The sequence below is a fragment of the Novosphingobium sp. ZN18A2 genome, assembly GCF_036784765.1.
GTDB lineage: Bacteria > Pseudomonadota > Alphaproteobacteria > Sphingomonadales > Sphingomonadaceae > Novosphingobium.
This window is the reverse complement of sequence record NZ_CP136651.1, coordinates 678,261-699,826: the sequence shown is the minus strand read 5'-3', so window position 1 is coordinate 699,826 and position 21,566 is coordinate 678,261. Positions and strand designations below refer to the sequence as shown.

Here is a 21,566-nt window from a genome sequence, read left to right as displayed (position 1 = left end):
GCGTTACCGCCGCGCAAGCCCGTCGCGCAGCAGGCCTTCGGCTATTGCCGCGATTTCCTCTACCGGGCGCGACGTATCCTGCACGCCATAGCGCAGGCCCAGGAACACGTTCATCCCCATGATCGCCCAGGCGCGCACATCGTTGTCGCCCGCAGACAATTCGCCCGCGGCCACCGCTTCGCCCAGCCGCGCGGCGATGCGCGTGGCGGTGCCTTCATAGTGCTGGCGATAGCTTTCCGGATCGGCGAACTCCGCCTCGTCGATAATGCGATAGATTTCCTTGTGTTCGCGCGCGAAGCCAAGGAAGCCGGCAAAGGCCTGCCGCTCGCGCTCAAGCCCGGTCGCGCCAGGCTCGATCGCAGCGGCGGCGGTCTGCGCGACGCGTGCCGACATGTCGCGCACCAGCGCGGTGAAGATCGCGTCCTTCGAATCGAAATAGGTATAGAAACTGCCCAGCGCGGTTCCGGCGCGGCGGGTGATGCCGCTGATCGAGGCTTCGTGAAAGCCGCGCTCTCCGAATTCGGACGCAGCGGCATCCAGCAGGCGGCGCAAGGTTGCGCGGCCGCGTTCGGTGCGCGGCGCTTTTCCGGGACTTGCTCCTGCAGCAGCGCCTTGCGGCATCGCGTGCCCTTCCCCTCCACCGACCGGCCCTGTTGCCGATCCGCAACGTTCCTATCGCTTAGTTCACACCGCGACAATCAAAAAAGTTGAAAGGTGGTTCAACTTTCAATATCGAGGCTTTCGACGGCCCTCGCAACGGCGGGGACCGAGAGAGGGAGCCTGATTCATGAGCCGCTTTGCCATGCGCGCCGCCCTGGCCGCTTCGACCGCGCTTTTCGCCTTTCCCGTGCTTTGCGCACCCGCTTTCGCGCAGGACCGGCCGCAAGCCGGTTCGGGCACGGCCAGTTCAGACAGGAACAGCGCCGAAGCCGACGCCAGCAGTTCGAACGAAGGCGCCATCGTCGTTACCGCGCGCCGCCGCGAGGAAACGCTGGTCGACGTGCCGATCGCGATGAGCGCGTTCTCCGGCCAGCAGCTGGCCGACCAGGGCACGATGGACATCACCGCGCTGGCCGACCAGAGCCCGAACGTGACGCTTGAGCCGTCGCGCGGCACCAATTCCACGCTTACCGCCTTCATTCGCGGCATCGGCCAGCAAGACCCGGTTTCGGGTTTCGAGCAGGGCGTGGGCATCTATCTCGACGATGTTTACCTGAACCGCCCGCAAGCCGCCGTGCTGGACATATACGACGTTGCGCGCGTGGAAGTGCTGCGCGGGCCGCAGGGCACGCTCTATGGCCGCAACACCGTGGGTGGCGCGGTGAAGTATGTGACGAAGAAGCTGGGCGACCGTCCGCACCTGGCGGCCCATGCCACATACGGTTCCTATGACCAGGCCGATGGCGTGCTGACCGTCAGCACGCCGGTCACGCCCGATGGCGTGGTCCGCGTCGGCGCATCGCTTGCCCGGCTTTCGCGCGGCGGGTTCGGCACGAACCTGACCACCGGGCAGGAGAACTACAACAAGGACATCTGGGCCGCACGCGGAACCATCGAAATCCACGCGACGGACTTCTTCGCGCGGCTTTCCGGCGACTACACGCACGACAAGTCGAACGCGCGCGGCGGCCACCGCCTGATTCCCGCGCAGTTGAGCGGCAATCCCGTGCTGTCAGACGTCTACAACACCGAAGGCGGGCTTAACGATCCGAAGCAGGACGTAAAGGCCTGGGGCGGTTCGCTGTTCATGGAAGGCCACCCGACCGACTGGCTGACGCTGCGTTCGATTACCGCCTACCGCCAGGACAAGTCGGCTTCGCCGATCGATTTCGACGCACTGCCTTCTGTCGACGTCGACGTTCCCGCGCGATACGTCAACCACCAGACCAGCCAGGAATTCCAGGCACTGTTCGATTTCGGCAAGTTGAACGGCCTTGTCGGCTTCTACTACCTGAATGCCAGCGCTCTGACCCAGTTCGACGTGCGGCTCTATACCACCGCGCCAACCATCCTGCCCCAGCTTACCGCCTATACCGACGCCGATGTCGGCACGGACACGATGGCTGGTTTCGCCGATTTCACCTATGACTTCACCGACCAGCTGAGCCTGTCGGTCGGCGGCCGGTACACGTGGGACAAGCGGACCGCGCGCATCCTGCGGCAGAACTACATCCTGGGCAGTTCCGGTGTGTTCGGCGCGACAGGCGTGGCGCTGGGCGGGCCTTCAACGGATTTCCGCGGCGGCGCATCCTATACCAAGTTCACGCCGCGCGCCTCGCTCAGCTACAAGCCCACGCCGGACAGCACGATCTACGCAAGCTATTCGCAGGGCTTCAAGGGCGGCGGGTTCGATCCGCGCGGTGCGGGCGTGAACGCGCCGACCACGAACCCCAGCGGCATTCCGTCGGATGCGGAAGTGGCGAAATTCCTCAGCTTCCGTCCGGAAAAGGTGAACAGCTACGAGGTGGGCGCAAAGGCCGATATGTTCGGCGGACGGCTCTATCTGGCCGGCGACGTGTTCTACATGGACTATACCGACGTCCAGATTCCCGGCTCGGTGGCCTGCGTTGTGTCGGGCGTACCCAGCTTCTGCGGCGTCGTTTCCAACGCCGGCAAGGCCGAGATGAAGGGCTTCGAACTGGAAGGCAGGGCCAAGCTGATCGACAGCGCGGCGGGCACGCTGACGCTGAACGGATCGGTCGGCTATATCGACGCGAAGTACAAGAAATACATCACCGATATCGGCGGCGTGCCGACCGACGTCGCCAAGTACCGCAAGATCCAGAACACCCCCGCATGGACCGGCAATGCATCGCTGACCTACGCCACATTCGTGGGCGACGGGCGCGTGGCGGTGACGGGCGGCATGTCGTTCAAGAGCAAGACCTACCAGTTCGAGATTCCCAATCCCTATCTCGACCAGAAGGCTTACCAGCTGTTCGACGCAAGCGTGGTCTATCACGCGCCGGGCGATCACTGGTCGCTTGGCGTGTTCGGCAAGAACCTGCTCGACAAGCGGTACAAGACCTCCGGCTATACCTTCATGGGTGCGGACCCGGTGACGGGCGCGCTCTATACCAACCCCGACGGCACGCTGGTCCCGGCGCTGGGCAAGGAAGGCATCCTTACCGCCTATTACGGCAACCCGCGCCAGGTCTATGTGACGCTGAGCGTCAACTTCTGATCCTTGCCTGGTGGATTGATTCCGGCATTCGCCGCCGCCCGACCGGCAGCAACGCGAATATCGGAATCGGACCACCGGCCCCGCGCCATCCCTCATGGCAGCCCCTCATGGCAGCCCCTCATGGCAGCGGCGTGAGCGGGCTCCGGCACTATGGCCGGGGCCCGCTTCATATTGCGGGGCGGCAGGCACCGGCCATGATCCTGGCGCTTGGGCATAATCGGCCACAACGGGTTGCGCTTGAACGCGCCGGGGTTATGTCTCGTTGCAAATGCAACCGCCCCCACCTTAGCCGGGGCGGTTTCTCCGGAAAATGGCCGGCAGCAGGCGGCCGACAGGGAACAAGGGGAGCAAATGGCCAGCATCTGGGGGCCGACAAAGGCCATCGAACCGCAGCACGACCATGCCCATACGCTGAAGCGCACGCTAAGCTGGCCGCACCTGGTGGCGCTGGGCGTGGGGGCGATCGTGGGCACCGGCATCCTTACGCTGACCGGCGTGGGCGCGGCGCTGGCGGGGCCGGGCGTGATCCTTTCGTTCCTTATCGCGGGGCTGGTCTGCGCGGCCGCGGCACTGGCCTATGCGGAACTGGCCACGATGATCCCGCAAGCCGGCAGCGCCTATACCTATTCCTATGCGGCGGTGGGCGAGACGATCGCCTGGATCGTGGGGTGGAGCCTTATCCTTGAATACTCGGTGGTCTGCTCCACCGTGGCGGTCGGCTGGTCGGGCTATTTCGCGGGTTTCATGGAAGCGAACGGCTGGGGCCTGCCGCATGCCCTGACCGCCGGACCCTATGCCGGCGGCGTGGTGAACGTGCCGGCGGTGGCGATCATCGCCGTGGTGGCGGGCCTGCTGATGGTGGGCACGCGCGAATCCGCCACGCTCAACACGATCCTCGTCGCGCTGAAGCTGCTGGCGCTGGCGATGTTCGTGGCGATCACCCTGCCCGCTTTCGACAGCGCGCACTTCCACCCCTTCTTCCCGCACGGCTTTTTCCCGACCGAAGGCGCGGACCCGTTCGATCCGTCGAAGATGATAAAGCTGGGCGTCCTGCCCGCCGCGTCGATCATCTTCTTCGCCTTCTACGGCTTCGACGCGGTTTCGACCGCGGCAGAGGAAGCGCGCAACCCCGAACGCGACATGACTATCGGCATCGTCGGTTCGATGGTCATCTGCGTGCTGATCTACATGGCCGTGGCGGCCAGCGCGATCGGCGCGGTGCCTGTGGCGGACTTCGCCAATTCGCCCGAACCGCTGGCGCTGGTTCTGCGCTCCATGGGGCAGATCTTCGCGTCCAAGGTGTTCGGCGCGGTCGCGGTAATCGCGTTGCCGACGGTGATCCTGGCGTTCCTGTTCGGCCAGACGCGCATCTTCTTCGTGATGGCACGCGACGGGATGTTCCCGCGCAAGCTGGGCGAAGTGAACCCGAAAAGCGGCGTGCCCGTGCTGGTGACGATCCTGACCGCGATTGTCGTGGCCGCGATTGCCGCCTTCCTTCCGCTGGCGGAAATCGCCGCGCTGGCCAACGCCGGAACGCTTTGCGCCTTCGTGGCGGTGGGCGCGTCGATGCTGGTCCTGCGGCGCAAGGACCCGACGCGCGAACGGCCGTTCCGCGTGCCGCTGGCCCCGCTGGTCGGCGCGGTCGCCATCCTGGGCTGCATCGCCCTGTTCGTGACGCTGCCCACCGGCACACAGGTACGCTTCTTCGTGTGGAACATCGCCGGGCTGGCGATCTATTTCCTGTTCCGCCGCGGCAAGACCGTTGCGGGCTGACGGGCACGGCGGCGGACGCTCCCATACGGAGGCACATCTGCTTGACTTGGCCACGGGCGCTGGCCACTTTGCGCGCCATCCCGGCGGGGCAGCACACCCCGCACAATCCCTGAGGACATCCATGAAAATCCGCTTTGCCATCGGCCTTGTTTCGCTTGTCGCCATCGCGCAGCCCGGCCTTGCCGACACGCCGCCGCTGCAAAAGCGGGACGGGGTCTGGGCACAGGACTATACCGGGCGCAAGGCGGACCCGGATGTCGTCTTCGGCACTCTGCCCAACGGCGTGCGCTATGCCATCATGCACAACACCACGCCCAGCGACGGGGTGGCCATGCGGATGCGCATCGGATCGGGATCGATAGAGGAAAGCGACGACCAGCAGGGCCTTGCCCACTATCTTGAACACATGGCCTTTCGCGGCAGCACCAACGTGCCCGACGGTGAAGTGGTGAAGATGCTGGAACGGCAGGGGCTGCGCTTCGGGCCGGACACCAACGCCTTCACCGCGCAGGACGAAACCGTCTATATGTTCAACTTCCCCAAGGCGGACCAGTCTGCGCTCGACACCGGGCTGATGCTGTTCCGCGAAATCGGCGGAAGGCTGAACCTCGCGCCCGCCGCGGTGAGCGCCGAACGCGGCGTGATCCTTTCGGAAGAACGGCTGCGCGACACTCCGCCCTATCGTTCGGTCAAGGCCAACTTCGGCAATTCGCTGCACGGCACGCGCGCGGTCGAACGCTGGCCGATCGGCACGGTGGCGACGATCAAGGCCGCCACGCCGGAGCGGCTGCGCGCCTACTACGAAGCCAATTACCGGCCCGACAACGCGACAATCATCGTTGTCGGCAATATCGACCCCAAGGCGGTCGAAAAGGAAATCAGGGCGCGCTTTTCGGACTGGAAACCGGCGGCCAAGGCCGTGACCTTCCCGCTCGGCACGCCCGATCCGGAACACAAGGCCGCCGAATACGTGGCGGACGGCGTGCGCGACCAGCTTTCGCTGGCATGGGTGCGCCCCGAAGACAGCCGCGCCGAAACCGCGGCGGTGGACCGCGAAAAGCTGCTGCGGATGATCGCGTTCACCGCGCTCAACAACAGGCTGGACGATCAGTCTTCAAAGCCCGGCGCGCCCTTCGTCAACGCGGGCGCAGGCGCCATTCCCGACCTGTTCGGCAGCGCCTCGCTCAGCCTGATCCAGATCACCGCGTCGCCCGACAAGTGGCAACCCGCGCTCGACGCCGTGACAGAGGAACAGCGCCGCATGCTGTCCGAAGGCATCGACAAGGACGAACTGAAGCGCGCGGTAACGGTCCTGCGCACGCAGTTGCAGAACGCCGCCGACACCGCATCGACGCGCAAGAACGAAGCGATTGCGAACGACCTTGTGGACGTGACGAACGATAACGACCTTTACACCAGCCCCGCGCAGGATCTTGCCTTCGCGACGCCGATTCTCGACAGCGTGACTCCAGCGGAAGCGACCGCCGCGCTGCGCACCGCGTTTGCCGGCAAGGGGCCGGTGCTGTTCCGCTCGGCCCAGTCAGGCCCGGCGGGAGAGACGCAGCTCGCGTCCGCGCTGACCCAGGCATACCAGCGCCCGCTGGCCGCGCGCGCGGCGCAGGCGGCGATCGCATGGCCCTATACCGATTTCGGCAAGCCCGCAGCCGTTTCCTCGCAGGTAAGCGACAAGGCGCTGGGCACCACGCTGGTGACTTTCGCCAACGGAACGCGCCTGCTGGTAAAGCCGACCGCGTTCGAAAAGGACAAGATCCGCGTCAGCGTGCTGCTGGGCGGGGGCCGCGCGGCGGTGCCCGCGGATGAGGCGCACGCGCTTTGGGCGACAGACCTGTTCCCCTATGGTGGCACCGGCAAACTTTCCAACGGCCAGATCACGCAATGGGCGCAGACCGGCGGCAAGGTCGTTTCGGCAAAGCTGTCCGCCAATACCGATTCGTTCGCGCTTGAGGGCAACACCCGCAAGACGGACCTTGTGGCGCAGATGCAACTGCTTGCCGCCTATGCCCGCGATCCCGGCTTCCGCCCCGAACTGGCGGAAAAGACCAAGGCGATTGGCCCGATGATCGCCGGGCAGGTGGACGCCAATGCCGGTGCGGTGTTCTTCCGCGGTTTGCAGGATGTGACCACCGGCGACGACGCGCGCTTCGTGACCATTCCCGACGCGAAGCAGATCGCCGCGACCGGACCGGGCGACGTCAACACCGTGCTGGGCAAGGCGCTGAACAGCGCGGCAGACGTGGTGATGGTCGGCGATGTGAGCGTGGACGAAGCGATAAAGGCGACCGAGGCGACCTTTGCCGCCGGTGCCGCCCGCCCGCGCCCGGTGACAGCCGAAGCGAAGGTAACCATGTCGTCCGGCCGGTCGGACCCATGGGTGTTCACCCACGGCGGCCGCGCCGATCAGGCGTTCTATGGCGAGTTCTGGCCGACCGAGGACTATTATGCCGATCCCAGGGCGAGCTACGTCGCCGATGTCGCATCGGCGGTGTTGCAGGCGCGGCTGATCGATTCTGTGCGTGAAAAGCTGGGGCTTACCTATTCGCCGATGGTTCGCGCCGAATCCGCGCTCACCGTGGCGGGGCTCGGCTATTTCGGTGCCGCCATCGAAACGCCGCACGAAAACTTCGCCACGTTCCACAAGATTGTGGGCGAGGAACTGGCCGACATGGCAACCAAGCCGGTCACCGCGGACGAGCTTGAACGCGCCAAGACCCCGCTGGTCGAAGCGGCGGGCAAGGATCTTGAGAACAACGGCTATTGGGCCAGAATGCTGCCGATTGTCATGCGCGATCCGCGCGCGAAGCAGCCGACGCTTGGCAAGGCGGCGGGCCTCGGCGCGGTAACGGCGGCGGATGTGCAGGCCTTTATCGACCGCTTCGTGAAGGGCAAGACGCCCGAAACGGTCATTTCGGAATCGAAGGCGGTGAAAGAAGCCGCGACAAAATAAGGTAGCGCCCCGCCTTTTCCGGGCGGATCGGTCTGGAATTGCAGCACACGCCTGGCCGGAGCATCCGGCCGGCGCGGACGGTCAGCTGGCGAGCCGAAGTCCGGCGGCAACCGGCCCGCCCGGCTGGTCGGGCCAGATGCCGCGCGTATCGTAAACAACCTTGTTCGCGCGTTCGGCCAGCGGCACGGAGCGGAACACGTCGTGATCGACAAGCACGATCAGCACGCCGCATTCTTCCAGCGCGGTATCCAGATCGATCGCGCTGGCACCGGTATCGGTAAACTCGATCGGCAGGTCGGCCGCGTAAGGTTCAACGATGTGCACGCGATCGCCGAACCTGCGCGCCAGCCGCGCCGCGACAAAGCGCGCGGGGCTTTCGCGGAAATCGTCGATATTGGCCTTGAAGGCGAGGCCCAGGCAGGCGACCTTTTCGTGCGGGTGGGCTTCGACCAGTTCGGTCGCGCGGGCGATGACGTGGTGCATCTTGCCATCGTTCACGTCGCGCGCGGTGCGAATCAGCGGCGTATCGTCGGGCGCGCCATGCACGATGAACCACGGGTCCACCGCGATGCAGTGGCCGCCCACACCTGGGCCGGGCGTCAGGATGTTCACGCGCGGGTGGCGATTGGCAAGCCGGATCACCTCCCACACGTCCAGCCCCATCTTGTCCGCGACCATTGAAAGTTCGTTGGCAAAGGCGATGTTCACGTCGCGATAGGCGTTTTCGACCAGCTTGGTCATTTCGGCGGAGCGCGCGTCGGTGGTGACGCAGGTTCCGCGCACGAAACGCTTGTAGAACCCCAGCGCCTTGCGCGCGCAGCGCGGGGTGATGCCGCCGATGGACCGGTCGTTGCCGGCCAGTTCTTCCAGGATGCGGCCGGGCAGCACACGCTCGGGACAATAGGCAATCGAAACGTCGGGCGTGCCGATGCATTTGCCGGGGAACTTCAGGTCTGGGCGCAAGCCGGCCATCAGGTCGCGCATCCTCTCGGTCGTGCCCACGGGCGATGTCGATTCGAGGATCACCGTATCGCCGGCCTTCAGCACGGCGGCGACTTCGGTTGCGGCGGCCATCACATAGGTAACGTCGGGCGTGTGGTGATCGTCCTTCTCGAACGGGGTGGGCACGGCGATCACGAAAACGTCGGCGGGTGCGATCTGCGTCGCGGCGCGCAGCAACCCGCGCTGGACGACCGCATGAACCAGTCCGTCCAGATCGGCTTCCTCGATGTGGATCTCGCCGCGATTGATCGTGTCGACCACGTTTTGCGACACGTCGAGGCCCAGAACCTTGCAGCCGGCGCGGGCGATGATCGCCGCGGTGGGCAGTCCGATATAGCCGAGCCCGACAACGCAGACGTCAGGCTTTACATCACCGGGTTTGGGATTGGCGGACATTTCCAAGCAGCTCCACGATGCGGCGCGCTGCCTGCCCGTCCCCGAACGGGTTGTGGGCGCGCGCCATGGCCGAATAGGCGGCCTTATCGTCAAGCAAAGTGAAGATTTCGGTAACGATAACATCCTCTTCGGTGCCTACCAGCCGGGCGGTCCCGGCGGCGACGCCTTCGGGCCGCTCGGTCGTCTCGCGCATCACCAGCACGGGCTTGCCCAGCGCGGGCGCTTCTTCCTGCACGCCGCCCGAATCGGTCAGCATGATCTCGCTGATGGCGATGAGCCGCGCGAAGTTGGGATAATCGAGCGGCTCGATCATCGCGACGTTGCCAAGCCCGGACAGTTCGGCATCCATCACCTTGCGCACGTTGGGGTTGGGATGGACCGGGAAAACCAGTGCCACGTCGCTGCGCTGCGCTATGCGGCGCACCGCGCGCGCGATGCTTTCCAGCCCGCCGCCAAAGTTTTCGCGCCGGTGGCTGGTAACGCCGATGATCCGCTTTCCGGCAAAGCGCGCCTCTATCTCCGCAAGGCCCGATGCCAGCGCAGGCTCCCCCTCGATCCGCTTCGTCACCCATTGCAGCGCGTCGATCACGGTATTGCCGGTAACGTGGATGGTGTCGGGATCGACGTTTTCGGCCTTCAGCGCGGCGGCCGACGTTTCGGTGGGCGCGAAGTGCAGCGCGGCAATCGTGCCGATGATCTTGCGGTTCACCTCTTCGGGCCAGGGGTGATAGATGTTGTGGCTGCGCAATCCCGCCTCGACATGCGCGACCGGCAGCTTGCGGTAATAGGCGGCAAGCGCGCCCGCCATCGCCGTGGCGGTATCCCCTTGCACGATGACCCAGTCCGGCTTTTCCGCGTCCATCACCGTGCCCAGCCCGGTCAGCAACGCGGCGGTCAGGCCGTCTAGCGTCTGGTCGGGCTTCATCAGGTCAAGATCGTGATCGGGCGCGATTTCGGCGATCTCCAGCACCTGGTCCAGCATTCCGCGATGCTGGGCAGAAACGCAGGTGACGACGCGAAAGCGGCCCTCAGCCTTCAGCGCGTGGACAACCGGAAACAGCTTGATCGCTTCCGGCCGGGTGCCGAAGACGATGAGGATGGTCTTGCTCATGGAGTGCAGGACTTAAACGCTGAATGTTAACCATGAAATAAGAGGCTTGCGTCTAATCAGGGGCAAATGCGGCGACTGCCGCGTAAAAAAAGGCCCGTCCAACCGTGACCGCGATGTTCCCGAAAATTGCCGCTTCGCCCAACCACAGCGAGGGCGGGACACCCCTTGCGGCAACAACGCGCGTTACCGTTGTGGGCCTTGGGTATGTTGGCCTGCCGCTGGCCGTGGCACTGGCGAAGAAATTCTTTGTTACCGGCTTCGATATCGACCAGCGCCGCATCGGCGAACTTGCCGACGGGCATGACCGAACGGGAGAAATCGAGGCACAGCCGCTTTCCATGTCGAGCCTGGGCGTGACCAGCGATCCCGCCGTCTGCCCGCCAAGCGACTTCTATATCGTCACTGTTCCCACCCCGATCGATGCGGACAACAAGCCGGACCTGCGCCTTGTCGAAGCGGCCAGTCGCACCGTTGGCGCGATGTTGCCCGCAGCGGCGGAAGAAGGCCGCGAACCGGTGGTGATCTATGAAAGCACGGTTTATCCGGGCGTGACCGAGGAAATCTGCGCGCCGATCCTGGAAAAGGTTTCGGGGCTGGTCTGCGGGCGCGATTTCTTCCTTGGCTACAGCCCGGAACGCATCAATCCGGGCGACCGCGAACATACCATAGAGAGCATAACCAAGGTCGTGTCCGGCCAGACTCCCGAAGTGCTTGACCGCTTGTCGCACCTTTATGGCGCGATCACCAGCGGCGGGGTCTTCCGCGCTGCGTCTATCCGGGCGGCAGAGGCTGCAAAGGTGATCGAGAACGCCCAGCGCGATATCAACATCGCCTTCATGAACGAGATCGCGCAGATCTTTTCGAAGATGGACATATCGGTGTGGGACGTGCTGGCGGCGGCCAATACCAAGTGGAACTTTCTGCCTTTCACCCCGGGCCTTGTCGGCGGGCACTGTATCGGCGTCGACCCCTATTACCTTTCGCATCGCGCAGAGACGCTGGGCCATGATCCGCAGGTTATCCTGGCCGGACGCGGCGTGAACGACGGCATGGCCGAATGGGTTGCCGCATCGCTGCACGAACAGCGCGGGGGCAAGCCGGGCAGCACGCTGGTCCTTGGCCTTACCTTCAAGGAAAACGTGCCCGACCTGCGCAATTCGAAAGTGGCTGACGTGATTGCCGGACTTTCCGCGCGCGGCCACGAAGTGACGGTGCACGATCCCCATGCCGACAGCGGCGAGGCGCAGCGCGAATACGGCCTTGCGCTGGACCCCCACGCGCTTGAAAGGCAGTACGACCTGGTGCTGCTTGCCGTTCCGCACCGCGTTTACCTTGCCGGAGGTGAAGACGCGATGACGGGCCTTGTTGCCCGGGGCGGCACGCTGGCCGACCTGAAGGGCGTGCTGAACGGCGCTGCAGACTGGAAGCTTTGACAATTGCGGGCCTCGGCCCGAGGGGAAGCGGCATGAACGTTCTTGTTACCGGCACGGCCGGATTCATCGGCTATTCGCTTGCCAGGAAGCTGCTCGAACGCGGCGATACCGTGATCGGTGTCGACGTGGTCAACGACTATTACGACGTGTCGCTGAAGGAAGCGCGGCTGGCCCACTTGCGCGAGCTGGGCAAGGACCGGTTCCGCTTTCACCGCATCGATTTTGCGGACTATCCGGCGCTGACCGCCGCGCTGGCGGACGAGACGTTCGAACGCATCGTCCACCTCGGCGCGCAGGCGGGCGTTCGCTATTCGATCGAGAACCCGCACGCCTATCTGCATTCCAACCTTGCCGGGCACCTGAACCTGCTGGAAGTGGGCCGGCATCGCGGGGTGGAACACATGGTCTATGCCAGTTCCAGCTCAGTCTATGGCGGCAACACCCGGATGCCCTTCTCGGTCGAGGACCGGGTCGACCAGCCGATCAGCCTTTATGCCGCGACCAAGAAGGCGGACGAGCTGATGAGCGAAACCTATGCCCATCTCTATCGCCTGCCGCTGACGGGGCTGCGCTTTTTCACCGTCTATGGGCCGTGGGGCCGGCCCGACATGATGATGTGGATCTTCACGAAGAAGATCATGGCCGGCGAACCGATCCCGGTGTTCAACCATGGCGATATGTACCGCGATTTCACCTATATCGACGACATCATCGCCGGCGTGATCGCCTGTCTGGACAACCCGCCGCCCGACGATGGCGCGGTAAAGGCCGGCGGCAGCACAAAACCGCACCGGCTTTACAACATCGGCAACCACAAGTCGGAACACCTGATGAAGGTGGTGGGCATCCTCGAAGAGGAAATCGGCCGCAAGGCGACGGTGGAAATGCTGCCGATGCAGCCGGGCGACGTGCGCCAGTCCTATGCCGATATCGACGCGATCAGCAGCGATCTGGGATACAAGCCCACGACCTCTATCGACGTGGGCGTGCCGAACTTCATCCGCTGGTACAAGGAATACCACGGCGCCTGACGGCCCCGAACGGACCGCCTGCGCCGCCTATTTCCGGCGCGGCGGCCAGGCGATGCGGGACGGCACGCGATCCTGCTTGTCCAGCAGCAGGTCCAGCGCGTCGCGCGGTTGCGCGCCAACCAGCACGGCAGGGTCCATCGGCCCGGTGCTGTGGAATCCGAAGCGGCGGCCGCGCCGCCACACCACCTTGCCGCTCACCCGCGCATCGCCGCGTTCCACATCGACGCGGGCGCCGATATCTGGCGGGCTGTCGCAACGGACCATCAGCCCGGTGGATGAGGCATTGGCAATCGTGACCGGCATGGCCTTGCCGTCCACGGTCATCCGGGCTGCGACAAGGGCAACCCTGCGTCCGGCGCGATCCGTTTGTTCTTTCATGCAACCGCAATAACAGGGCCGGGTTTCGGAAGGACTAATGCCAGCGTGCACTGATTGGGGCGGCGTTTCGATCACAACGCCTCCGCCGCCGCCACGCCGCTCGCCCAGGCCCACTGGAAATTGTAGCCGCCCAGCCATCCGGTAACGTCCACCGCCTCTCCAATGGCAAACAGGCCGGGCACGCCCCTCGCTTCCATCGTGCGAGAGGACAGGCCCGCCGTCGCGATGCCGCCGGCGGTGACTTCCGCCTTGGCGAACCCTTCGGTGCCGGTGGGCCGGAACGGCCATGCGGCCAGCCTTGCCGCCGCGTGGCGCAGCGCCTTGTCGGTTATCCCGCCAAGCTCGCCGTCCGTCGCCATGCGCTCCGCCAGCGCCTCTGCCAGCCGCTCGGGAAGCGCCGCCGCCAGCGTCCGGCGGAGCGAGGAACGCGGACGCGCGGCCTTTTCGGCCACCAGCCAGTCGCCCTCACGCCCCGGCAGGAAATCGACATGGATCGCGCCCTTGTGATCCCAATAGGACGATATCTGCAGCATCGCCGGCCCGGACAGCCCGCGATGCGTGAACAGCGCCGCTTCCCGAAAGCGCACTTTGCCGAAGCGCACCTCGACATCGGCGGAAACCCCGGAAAGAGATCGGAACAGCGCGTCTTCCTCTCCCAACGTGAAGGGCACCAGCGCCGGGCGCGGCTGCACCACCTTCAAACCGAAGCGTCGCGCCACGTCATAGGCGAAGCCGGTTGCGCCCATCTTCGGGATCGAAGGCCCGCCGGTGGCAAGCACCAGCCGGGGCGCCTCCACCACGTCCGCGCCGATCGACACCCGGAACCGGCCGTCCGCATGGTCGATCGTGTCGGCCGGCTGGCCCAGCCGCAGCGTCACCCCGCCGCGTGCGCATTCTTCGAGCAGCATGGCAACGACCTGCCGCGCGGAGCCATCGCAGAACAGCTGGCCCAGCGTCTTTTCATGCCAGGCGATGCCGTATCGTTCGACCAGGGCAACAAAGTCGTCCGGACGATAGCGGCTGAGCGCCGACTTGCAGAAATGCGGATTGGCCGAAAGATAGCGGTCGGGCGCGGTGTGGATATTCGTGAAATTGCAGCGTCCGCCGCCCGATATCAGTATCTTCCTGCCCGCTTCGGGCGCGTGATCGACCAGCAGCACACGGCGGCCGCGCTGGCCCGCGCGCGCCGCGCACATCAATCCGGCGGCACCGGCCCCCAGCACGATTGCATCGAACCGGCCCTGTTCGCGGGATGGCGCAGCGCCCGATGATCCCGTTCGATCCGCGACGGTCACGCGCGCGGCATCTGCTGGCTGGCGCAATGGAAGCCGCCGCCGCCTGCCAGCACCGCGTCGCCCGGCAATCCGATGCACGCCCGGCCGGGAAAGAGCGCGCCGATCGCGGCCACGCCTTCATCGTCGTGCGGCGTGCCGAACGTGGGCACGACCACAAGATTCGTCGTCACCACGAAGTTCATGTAACTGGCCGGCTGGACCGTATTGCCCCATTCGATCCGGCCGGGCGACGGCACCTGCACCACGTCGACGCCGAAATCGCGCGCGCGTGCGGCGGCATCGGCATAGATCGCCGCATTGGGATCGTCCGGCCCGGTGGCTACGGGCAAGGCCAGCCGGTTCGGCGCGACGAACCGGGCCAGGTTATCGACGTGGCCGTCCGTGTGATCGTTTATCAGCCCGTCGCCCAGCCACAGCACCCGGTCATAGCCAAGGTCGCGCGCCAGCCGCCGTTCTATATCGCCGCGCGAAAGCCGGGGATTGCGGTTGGGATTCAGCAGGCACTGTTCCGTCGTGGCGACCAGCCCCGTCCCGTCTCCATCCAGCGCCCCGCCTTCCAGAACCCAGTCGCAACGAACCGCCTCCAGTCCGGCGCTGGCGGCCAGATCGGCGCCGATCGCCTCGTCCCCTGCCATCAGGTATTTGCCGCCCCAGCCGTTGAAGCCGAACAGGCGGGCGGCGGTTTGGCCCTTGCCGTCATGGACGACAAGCGGCCCGGTATCGCGCAGCCACACGTCCCCGTAAACGCGCTGTTCCAGATGCACCGCGCCCGAAACGAGGCGTTCCGCCCGTGCGCGATTGGCCGCGTCGCGCACGATCAGCCGCACCTCCTGCCCGCTTTCGGCAACCGCGTTCGCAAAGGCGGCGATCTGTTCCTGCGCGCGCGCAATGACATCGGGCCATTCGTCCGCATCGTGCGGAAAACCGATCCACAGCCATTCCTGCGGATGCCATTCGGGCGGCATCCGCCATACGGTGTCGCTCATCCGCTCAGTTCTTCTTCAGGCTCTTGTCGCGGATGCTGCGGAATTCGTCGTCCTTGTGCCAGTTCGGCCAGTCGTCCGTCATCGCCAGCATCCGGCCAAGGCGGTAATACATCTCGATATCCTCGGAAATGCCGGACCAGTTCCAGTCGGGCGAATATTCGTCGCTGGGCTGGTGATAGCGGTTGTTCACATAATCGTCCGCCGCCGCTTCGCCTGCCGCGTTTCCGCCATCGAACAGGTCCGTTCCGCGCGCCACGTCGAACATCGGCACGCCCTGCTTGGCAAAGCTGAAATGGTCCGAACGGTAATAATGGCCGCGCTCGGGATGGTCTTCCTTCGTCTCGTAAAGGCCCATCGCCTGCAAGGCGTGGCGGAAATATCCGGTAAGGTCCGACTTGTCGCCGCCGGTCATGGAATAGTCCTTCGCCCGGCCGGCGGGCAGCAGCGCATCCATGTTCACCCCGCCCACGGTCTTCGCCAGCGGGTAGATCGGGTGGGTGGCATACCATTCGGAGCCGAGCAGGCCCGATTCCTCAAGCGTCACCGCCATGAAGACCTGGCTGCGATCGGCCGGTCCGGCCTTCCTGTTCGCTTCCGCAAGCGCGGCCAGCGCCGCGACGCCGGTCGCGTTGTCGACCGCGCCGTTGCAGATGCCGTCACCCGTCTTGTCGGGCGTGCAATGGCCCAGGTGGTCCCAGTGCGCGGTATAGAGCACGTACTGGCCGGGATGCTTCGCGCCCGGCAGGATACCGACGACGTTGTGCGACATCGACTTGCGGATCGCGTTATCGAACGAGAAGCTCACCTTCTCGCCCAGCGGCACCGCGCGGAAACCCTTGTGCTTTGCCGCTTCGGACAGGGCATCGAAATCCTTGCCGGCCGCCGCGAAAATCCGTTTGGCGACCGGAAGCTGGACCCAGCCGTTGGCGGCCGTCTGGTCCATGCCGTCGTTATCCGACTGGACATAGTATTGCGCGCCGCTCCAGCTGGAGTTGACGACGTTCCAGCCATAGGCTGCCGGGAAGGTGTCGTGCACGATGATGGCCGCGCTCGCGCCCTGGCGCGCGGCTTCCTCGAACTTATAGGTCCAGCGGCCGTAATAGGTCATCCGGCGGCCCTTGAACGGCCCGTTCTCGTCCTTCATCCGGTAATCGGGATCGTTGACGAGGATAACCGCGGTTTTCCCCTTCATGTCGATCCCGGCATAATCGTTCCAGCCCAGCTCGGGCGCCACGATGCCGTACCCCACGAAGACCAGGTCGCTGTCCTTCACCTGCGTATGCGGCGTGACGCGATAGCTGGCCGCCACGTACTGGTCGCCATAGCTGAACGTCATCGGCGAGGTTCCGCCGGTCACGGTCATCGGCGAGAAATCGCTGCCGGTGATTTCCACCGTCGGCACGTCCTGCAGCCAGCTACCGTTGTTGCCCGGCTTCAGCCCGGCCTGCTGAAACTTCGAAATGATGTAGTTCAGCACGCGCGGTTCCGCATCGGTGCTGGGCGCCCGGCCTTCGAAATCGTCGGAGGCCAGCGTCTTCACCATCTCCTTCATCAGCGGCACGTCGACCTGCGGCGCGGAAACCTGCGGATAGGCCGTGGCATCCGCAACGGTTGCGGCCTGCGTTGCCGGTGTCGCCGGCGCGGCGGCGGTGGCCATTTCCGGCGCCTGGACCATTGCGCAGGCGCCCAGCGCCGCCGTTCCGGCAATCGCCAGCACCAGCGCACGCACCGCGCTGCCGCTTGTCTTCAAAGTCATGATCTGCGTCCCCTTTTCCGGCCGGTACCGGCCGTCGATATCGTTCGCCCGCGCCCTGGACGGGGTGCGGCAATGCGCGGACAGTGGCAGAGCCTTCTTTTCCGCGCAAGGCGATGGGTTGATCCCGCAGGGCGGAGCGGGCATCGCATTTTCCGTGATGACCAGCACTGCGCCAAAAGCCGACTTTCCCGATGCCCTTTCCCGCGCCAGAACGCATTCCCCGTTCCTGTCCGGCGCGCTCGACCGGCTTCCCGCACTGGAGGAATTGCTGGCTGCCGGCCGGATCGAGGATGCACTTGGCGCGGCGCACCGGGCGGGACAGGGTGAAGACGACGTGGGCATCGCCCTGCGGCGAGAGCGGCTGGCGCTGGCGCTTGCCGTCGCCATCGGTGACCTGGCGGGCGTGCTGCCGCTGTCCCGCGTGGTGGGCGAGCTGACCGCATTTGCCGATCGCGCGCTCGACCTTGCGATAGACGACGGCATCCGCCAGCGCGCGCCCGACGACGAACCGACCGGCTTTTCCGCCATCGCGCTGGGTAAGCAGGGCGCGGGCGAGCTGAACTATTCGTCCGACCTCGACCCGATCCTGCTGTTCGATCCCGAACGCCTGCCCCGGCGCGACCGTGACGAACCGGGCGAAGCCGCGCAGCGCGTTGCGCGGGCCGTGGTCCGCACGCTCTCTTCGCATACGGCGGAAGGCTATGTCTTCCGCGTCGACCTGCGCCTGCGACCCGCCAGCGAAGTCAGCCCGCTGGCGCTGCCGTTCGAAGCGGCGATCACGCATTACGAATCCTCCGCCCTCGCGTGGGAGCGCGCGGCCTTCATCCGCGCCCGCGCCGCGGCGGGGGATATAGAGGCGGGGCAGGCTTTTCTGGACACGATCCGCCCGTTCGTGTGGCGGCGCAGCCTCGATTTCGGGGCGATCGCCGAAATCGGGCGGCTGACCACGCGCATCCGCGACCACTATTCGGGCGGGCAGGCGGTTGGCCCCGGTTACGACCTGAAGCGCGGGCGCGGCGGCATCCGCGAAGTGGAATTCTTCGCGCAGACGCACCAGCTGATCCACGGCGGACGCGACCCTTCGCTGCGCCAGCGCGGCACGCGCGCGGCGCTGGATGCGCTGGCCGCCGCCGGGTTGATCGGGGCGGAAGACGCGCGCGTGATGGGCGAAAGCTATGACCGGCTGCGCACGGTCGAACACCGGTTGCAGATGGTATCCGACCAGCAGACCCACAGCCTGCCGACCGACGCGGAAGCGCTCGATTCGGTCGCGCAGCTTGACGGGCTGGCGAACGGCGCCGCGCTGGTAGAGGAACTGGCGGACATTTCCGAAGCCGTGGGCAGCCGTTTCGACGCGCTGATAGAGACATATGCGCCCGAAGGCGCGGTTCCGGTTTCGGCCAAGCCGCTGACACAGGAACTCGCCGACCTGGGATTCGACGATCCCGAGGCCCTGACCGCGCGGATCGACGGCTGGATCGGCGGGCAGTATCGCGCGTTGCGCTCGTCCGAAGCGCGCGATGCGTTCCGGCGGATGCGGCCGCAATTGCTGGAAGCGCTGGCCAACGCGCCCGATCCCGAACGCGCGCTGCTGCGCTGGGAACAGTTGCTGGCGGGCCTGCCCAGCGCGATCAACGTGTTCCGCCTGCTGGAAGCGCGGCCGGGCCTGCTGGCGATCGTCATGCGCGTGCTCGCCCATGCGCCCACGCTGGCGGACGAACTGGCGCGCCGCGCCGACCTGATCGACATCCTGATAGACCGCAGCGCCTTCGACCTGCCGGGCAGCGTAAACGAAATCGCGGCGGAACTGGCGCGCGGGGAAAAGGATGACGATTACCAGCGCACGCTCGACAATGTTCGCCAGCAGGTGGGGGAAATGCGCTTCGCGCTGGGCGTGCAACTGGTGGAAGGGCGCGATCCGCTGGAAATCGCCGCCGCCCTGTCGCGCGTTGCCGAAGCGGCGATCCGCGTGCTGGGCGAAGCGGCGATCCGCGAATTCGCCCAGGCGCACGGATCGGTGCCGGGCAATCGGCTGATGATTCTGGGGCTGGGGCGGCTGGGCGGCGCGGCGCTGACGCACGCATCGGACCTTGACCTGATTTTCCTGTTCAGCGGAGAGTTTGCCGCCGAATCGGACGGGCGGCGGCCGCTTGGCGCAACGCTCTATTTCAACCGGTTGTCGCAGCGGGTGATCGCGGCGCTTTCCGTGCCCACCGCGGCGGGCGCGCTTTACGAGGTGGATGCACGCCTGCGGCCGTCGGGCGCGCAAGGGCCGATTGCGGTCAGCCTCGACAGCTTCGAACGCTATCAGCGCGAAGAAGCCTGGACCTGGGAGCACATGGCGCTGACCCGCGCGCGCGTGCTTTTCGGCACCGACGGGGACCGCGCGGAGCTGGAAGCGATCATCGCCCGCGTCCTCGATAGCCCGCGCGACGCGGACAAGCTTCGCACCGACGTTCTGGCCATGCGCGACGAGATGGCGCGCCACAAGCCGCCCAAGGGGCCGCTGGACGTGAAGCTGGCGCGCGGCGGGCTGGTCGACCTCGAATTCCTGGTCCACTTCCTGCAACTGCGCGAACGCACCGCATTCCATCCGCAACTGGGCGAGGCGGTGTCCGCGCTTGTGGCGGCAGACCTGCTGCCTGCCTCCCTGCGCGACGCGCATGACCTGCTTACGCGCTTGCTGGTAATCGTGCGCCTGTTCGCCCCCGATGGCGCCTATCCGCCCGAGGCGAGCCGCGAGATCGTGGCGCAGGTCTGCGGCTGCGAGGACTGGAATTCGCTGCTCGCCAGCGTAGAAGGCGCGCGCGGCGAGGTTGCGGCCGCCTGGGCGGCCACGTTCGGAACCCAACTGGAGGACCAGCCATGAGCACTGAGGCCGGAATCGGCGATCCGATGCCCGATATCGCCATGACCACACCCGAAGGCGGCACCATCCGCCCGTCGGACCTTGCCGGAAAACCGGCGGTGATCTTCTTCTATCCGAAGGACGATACCCCCGGCTGCACGACCGAGAACAAGGACTTTTCCGCGCTTTCCGGGGAGTTCGCCAAGGCCGGCGTGCATCTTCTGGGCGTCAGCAAGGACCCGCCGGCAAAGCACCAGAAATTCATCGCCAAGCACGATCTTTCGGCACCACTCGCCAGCGATGCGGAAGAAGGCGGCCTGTCCGACGCGCTGGGCATCTGGACCGAAAAGAAGAACTACGGCCGCACCTACATGGGCATGGTGCGCACCACGTATCTGCTGGACAGGGACGGGAAGATCGCGCGCGTGTGGAACAAGGTGAAGGTAAAGGGCCACGCCGAAGAGGTGCTGGCCGCCGCGAAGGCGCTTTGACCGGAGCGCACCTGTTGCCTGACGCCCGCCCCACGCTTGCGCGCGCGATCCGCGACGCGCTGCTTACCGCCGACCCGCGCGAAAAGGCCATGGCCGCGCGCGCGGTTGCCCGCGACTGGGCGGCGGGAAGACTGGCGTTCGCCTTCGACGTTGCGATGCCGGACGTGCCCGCAAGGCCCGACAGGCCCGAACTGCTTGCGCCCAACCGGATGCCCAAACGCGGCAAGGGCGGGTCCGAACGCGGGCGCATCGCCCTGATCCATGCGCTTGCGCATATCGAGTTCGTGGCGATTGACCTCGCGCTCGATATCGTGGGCCGCTTCGGGGAAGAGCGCGGCCCCGCCTTCGCAAGCGACTTCCTTTCGGTCGCGGCGGACGAAGCGATGCACTATGCGCTCCTCGCCCGCAGGCTGGTGACGCTCGGCACATATTACGGCGCCCTGCCCGCGCATGACGGATTGTGGGATGCCGCGCGCGAAACGGCGCACGATGTCGGCGCGCGGCTGGCCGTCGTGCCCATGGTGCTGGAAGCACGCGGGCTGGACGTAACGCCACTGACGATCGAACGCTTCACCGCGGCGGGCGACATGACCAGCGCAAGAATCCTTCAACGAATCCTTGACGACGAAATCCGGCATGTGCGCTTCGGCACAACCCATTTCTCCAAGGTCTGCGAAGAGCGTGGGGTGGCCCCGCCGAATCTCTGGAAGGAGTTGGTAGAGCGCCATTTTCGCGGCGCCGTTAAGCCGCCGTTCAACGACTCGGCGCGTCAGGCAGCCGGTTTGTCGCGTGAGTTCACTGCCGTACTTGCCTTGTAAACCTTTTCCACCTTACCCAGCAAAACACACGAGACGGCGGGGGGTTCCGACCATCTCAAGGAAAGCCTTCGGGCGCGGATTCAAGCCGTTCGCGCCAAC

At 65.8% G+C, this 21,566-nt stretch carries 15 protein-coding genes; 8 read left to right on the top strand and 7 right to left on the bottom strand.

Going from position 1 to position 21,566, the window contains the following annotated elements; all coding sequences use genetic code 11:
- Window positions 1–3 precede the first annotated feature (3 nt).
- A complete protein-coding gene (locus tag RXV95_RS03410; protein ID WP_338467621.1) occupies window positions 4–621 on the bottom strand; it encodes a TetR/AcrR family transcriptional regulator in 618 nt (205 codons plus the stop codon).
- Between the two features lie 166 nt (window positions 622–787).
- Between RXV95_RS03410 and RXV95_RS03405 the strand changes: the two genes are divergently transcribed.
- The 3 genes from RXV95_RS03405 (at window position 788) to RXV95_RS03395 (ending at window position 7,922) form a co-directional block, all read left to right on the top strand.
- Window positions 788–3,184, top strand: coding sequence for a TonB-dependent receptor (locus RXV95_RS03405; RefSeq protein ID WP_338467620.1), 2,397 nt, complete (start codon window positions 788–790; stop codon window positions 3,182–3,184).
- Window positions 3,185–3,535: 351 nt separating this feature from the next.
- Window positions 3,536–4,957, top strand: a complete 1,422-nt coding sequence (locus RXV95_RS03400; RefSeq protein ID WP_338467619.1) for an amino acid permease — start codon at window positions 3,536–3,538, stop codon at window positions 4,955–4,957.
- Window positions 4,958–5,078: 121 nt separating this feature from the next.
- Window positions 5,079–7,922, top strand: a complete 2,844-nt coding sequence (locus tag RXV95_RS03395; protein ID WP_338467618.1) for an insulinase family protein — start codon at window positions 5,079–5,081, stop codon at window positions 7,920–7,922.
- A gap of 81 nt (window positions 7,923–8,003) precedes the next feature.
- On the opposite strand, the gene wecC is transcribed toward RXV95_RS03395, so the two are convergent.
- A complete protein-coding gene (gene wecC / locus RXV95_RS03390; protein WP_338467617.1) occupies window positions 8,004–9,320 on the bottom strand; it encodes a UDP-N-acetyl-D-mannosamine dehydrogenase in 1,317 nt (438 codons plus the stop codon).
- Window positions 9,295–10,431: a UDP-N-acetylglucosamine 2-epimerase (non-hydrolyzing) gene (gene wecB / locus RXV95_RS03385; protein ID WP_338467616.1), complete on the bottom strand. Its 1,137-nt coding sequence runs from the start codon at window positions 10,429–10,431 to the stop codon at window positions 9,295–9,297. Before wecB ends, wecC begins: the two co-directional genes overlap by 26 nt.
- Before the next feature lie 113 nt (window positions 10,432–10,544).
- On the opposite strand from wecB, the gene RXV95_RS03380 reads away from it, so the two are divergent.
- Window positions 10,545–11,864 (top strand): nucleotide sugar dehydrogenase, encoded by a 1,320-nt coding sequence (locus RXV95_RS03380; RefSeq protein WP_338468624.1) that lies wholly within the window; start codon window positions 10,545–10,547, stop codon window positions 11,862–11,864.
- Window positions 11,865–11,896: 32 nt separating this feature from the next.
- The gene (locus RXV95_RS03375; RefSeq protein ID WP_338467615.1) at window positions 11,897–12,895 is read left to right on the top strand and encodes a GDP-mannose 4,6-dehydratase; all 999 of its coding nucleotides are present in this window, start codon (window positions 11,897–11,899) and stop codon (window positions 12,893–12,895) included.
- Between the two features lie 27 nt (window positions 12,896–12,922).
- Here RXV95_RS03375 and RXV95_RS03370 read toward each other — a convergent pair whose 3' ends face one another.
- From RXV95_RS03370 to RXV95_RS03355, 4 genes are all read right to left on the bottom strand, one after another.
- Window positions 12,923–13,273 carry a PilZ domain-containing protein gene (locus RXV95_RS03370; RefSeq protein WP_338467614.1) on the bottom strand — a complete coding sequence of 117 codons (351 nt, stop codon included), beginning with the start codon at window positions 13,271–13,273 and terminating at the stop codon, window positions 12,923–12,925.
- A 71-nt stretch (window positions 13,274–13,344) separates the two neighbouring features.
- A complete protein-coding gene (locus RXV95_RS03365; RefSeq protein WP_338467613.1) occupies window positions 13,345–14,568 on the bottom strand; it encodes an NAD(P)/FAD-dependent oxidoreductase in 1,224 nt (407 codons plus the stop codon).
- Window positions 14,565–15,554 carry an agmatine deiminase family protein gene (locus tag RXV95_RS03360; protein ID WP_338467612.1) on the bottom strand — a complete coding sequence of 330 codons (990 nt, stop codon included), beginning with the start codon at window positions 15,552–15,554 and terminating at the stop codon, window positions 14,565–14,567. Before RXV95_RS03360 ends, RXV95_RS03365 begins: the two co-directional genes overlap by 4 nt.
- A 4-nt stretch (window positions 15,555–15,558) precedes the next feature.
- Window positions 15,559–17,310, bottom strand: coding sequence for a M28 family metallopeptidase (locus tag RXV95_RS03355; protein WP_338467611.1), 1,752 nt, complete (start codon window positions 17,308–17,310; stop codon window positions 15,559–15,561).
- A gap of 157 nt (window positions 17,311–17,467) precedes the next feature.
- Between RXV95_RS03355 and RXV95_RS03350 the strand changes: the two genes are divergently transcribed.
- Genes RXV95_RS03350 through RXV95_RS03340 form a run of 3 tightly spaced genes read left to right on the top strand, consistent with a single transcriptional unit; the run spans window position 17,468 to window position 21,467 of the window.
- A complete protein-coding gene (locus RXV95_RS03350; RefSeq protein ID WP_338467610.1) occupies window positions 17,468–20,179 on the top strand; it encodes a bifunctional [glutamine synthetase] adenylyltransferase/[glutamine synthetase]-adenylyl-L-tyrosine phosphorylase in 2,712 nt (903 codons plus the stop codon).
- Window positions 20,176–20,649, top strand: coding sequence for a peroxiredoxin (locus RXV95_RS03345; RefSeq protein WP_338467609.1), 474 nt, complete (start codon window positions 20,176–20,178; stop codon window positions 20,647–20,649). Before RXV95_RS03350 ends, RXV95_RS03345 begins: the two co-directional genes overlap by 4 nt.
- 14 nt (window positions 20,650–20,663) lie before the next feature.
- Window positions 20,664–21,467, top strand: a complete 804-nt coding sequence (locus RXV95_RS03340) for a ferritin-like domain-containing protein (RefSeq protein ID WP_338467608.1) — start codon at window positions 20,664–20,666, stop codon at window positions 21,465–21,467.
- The last annotated feature ends 99 nt before the right edge of the window (window positions 21,468–21,566 follow it).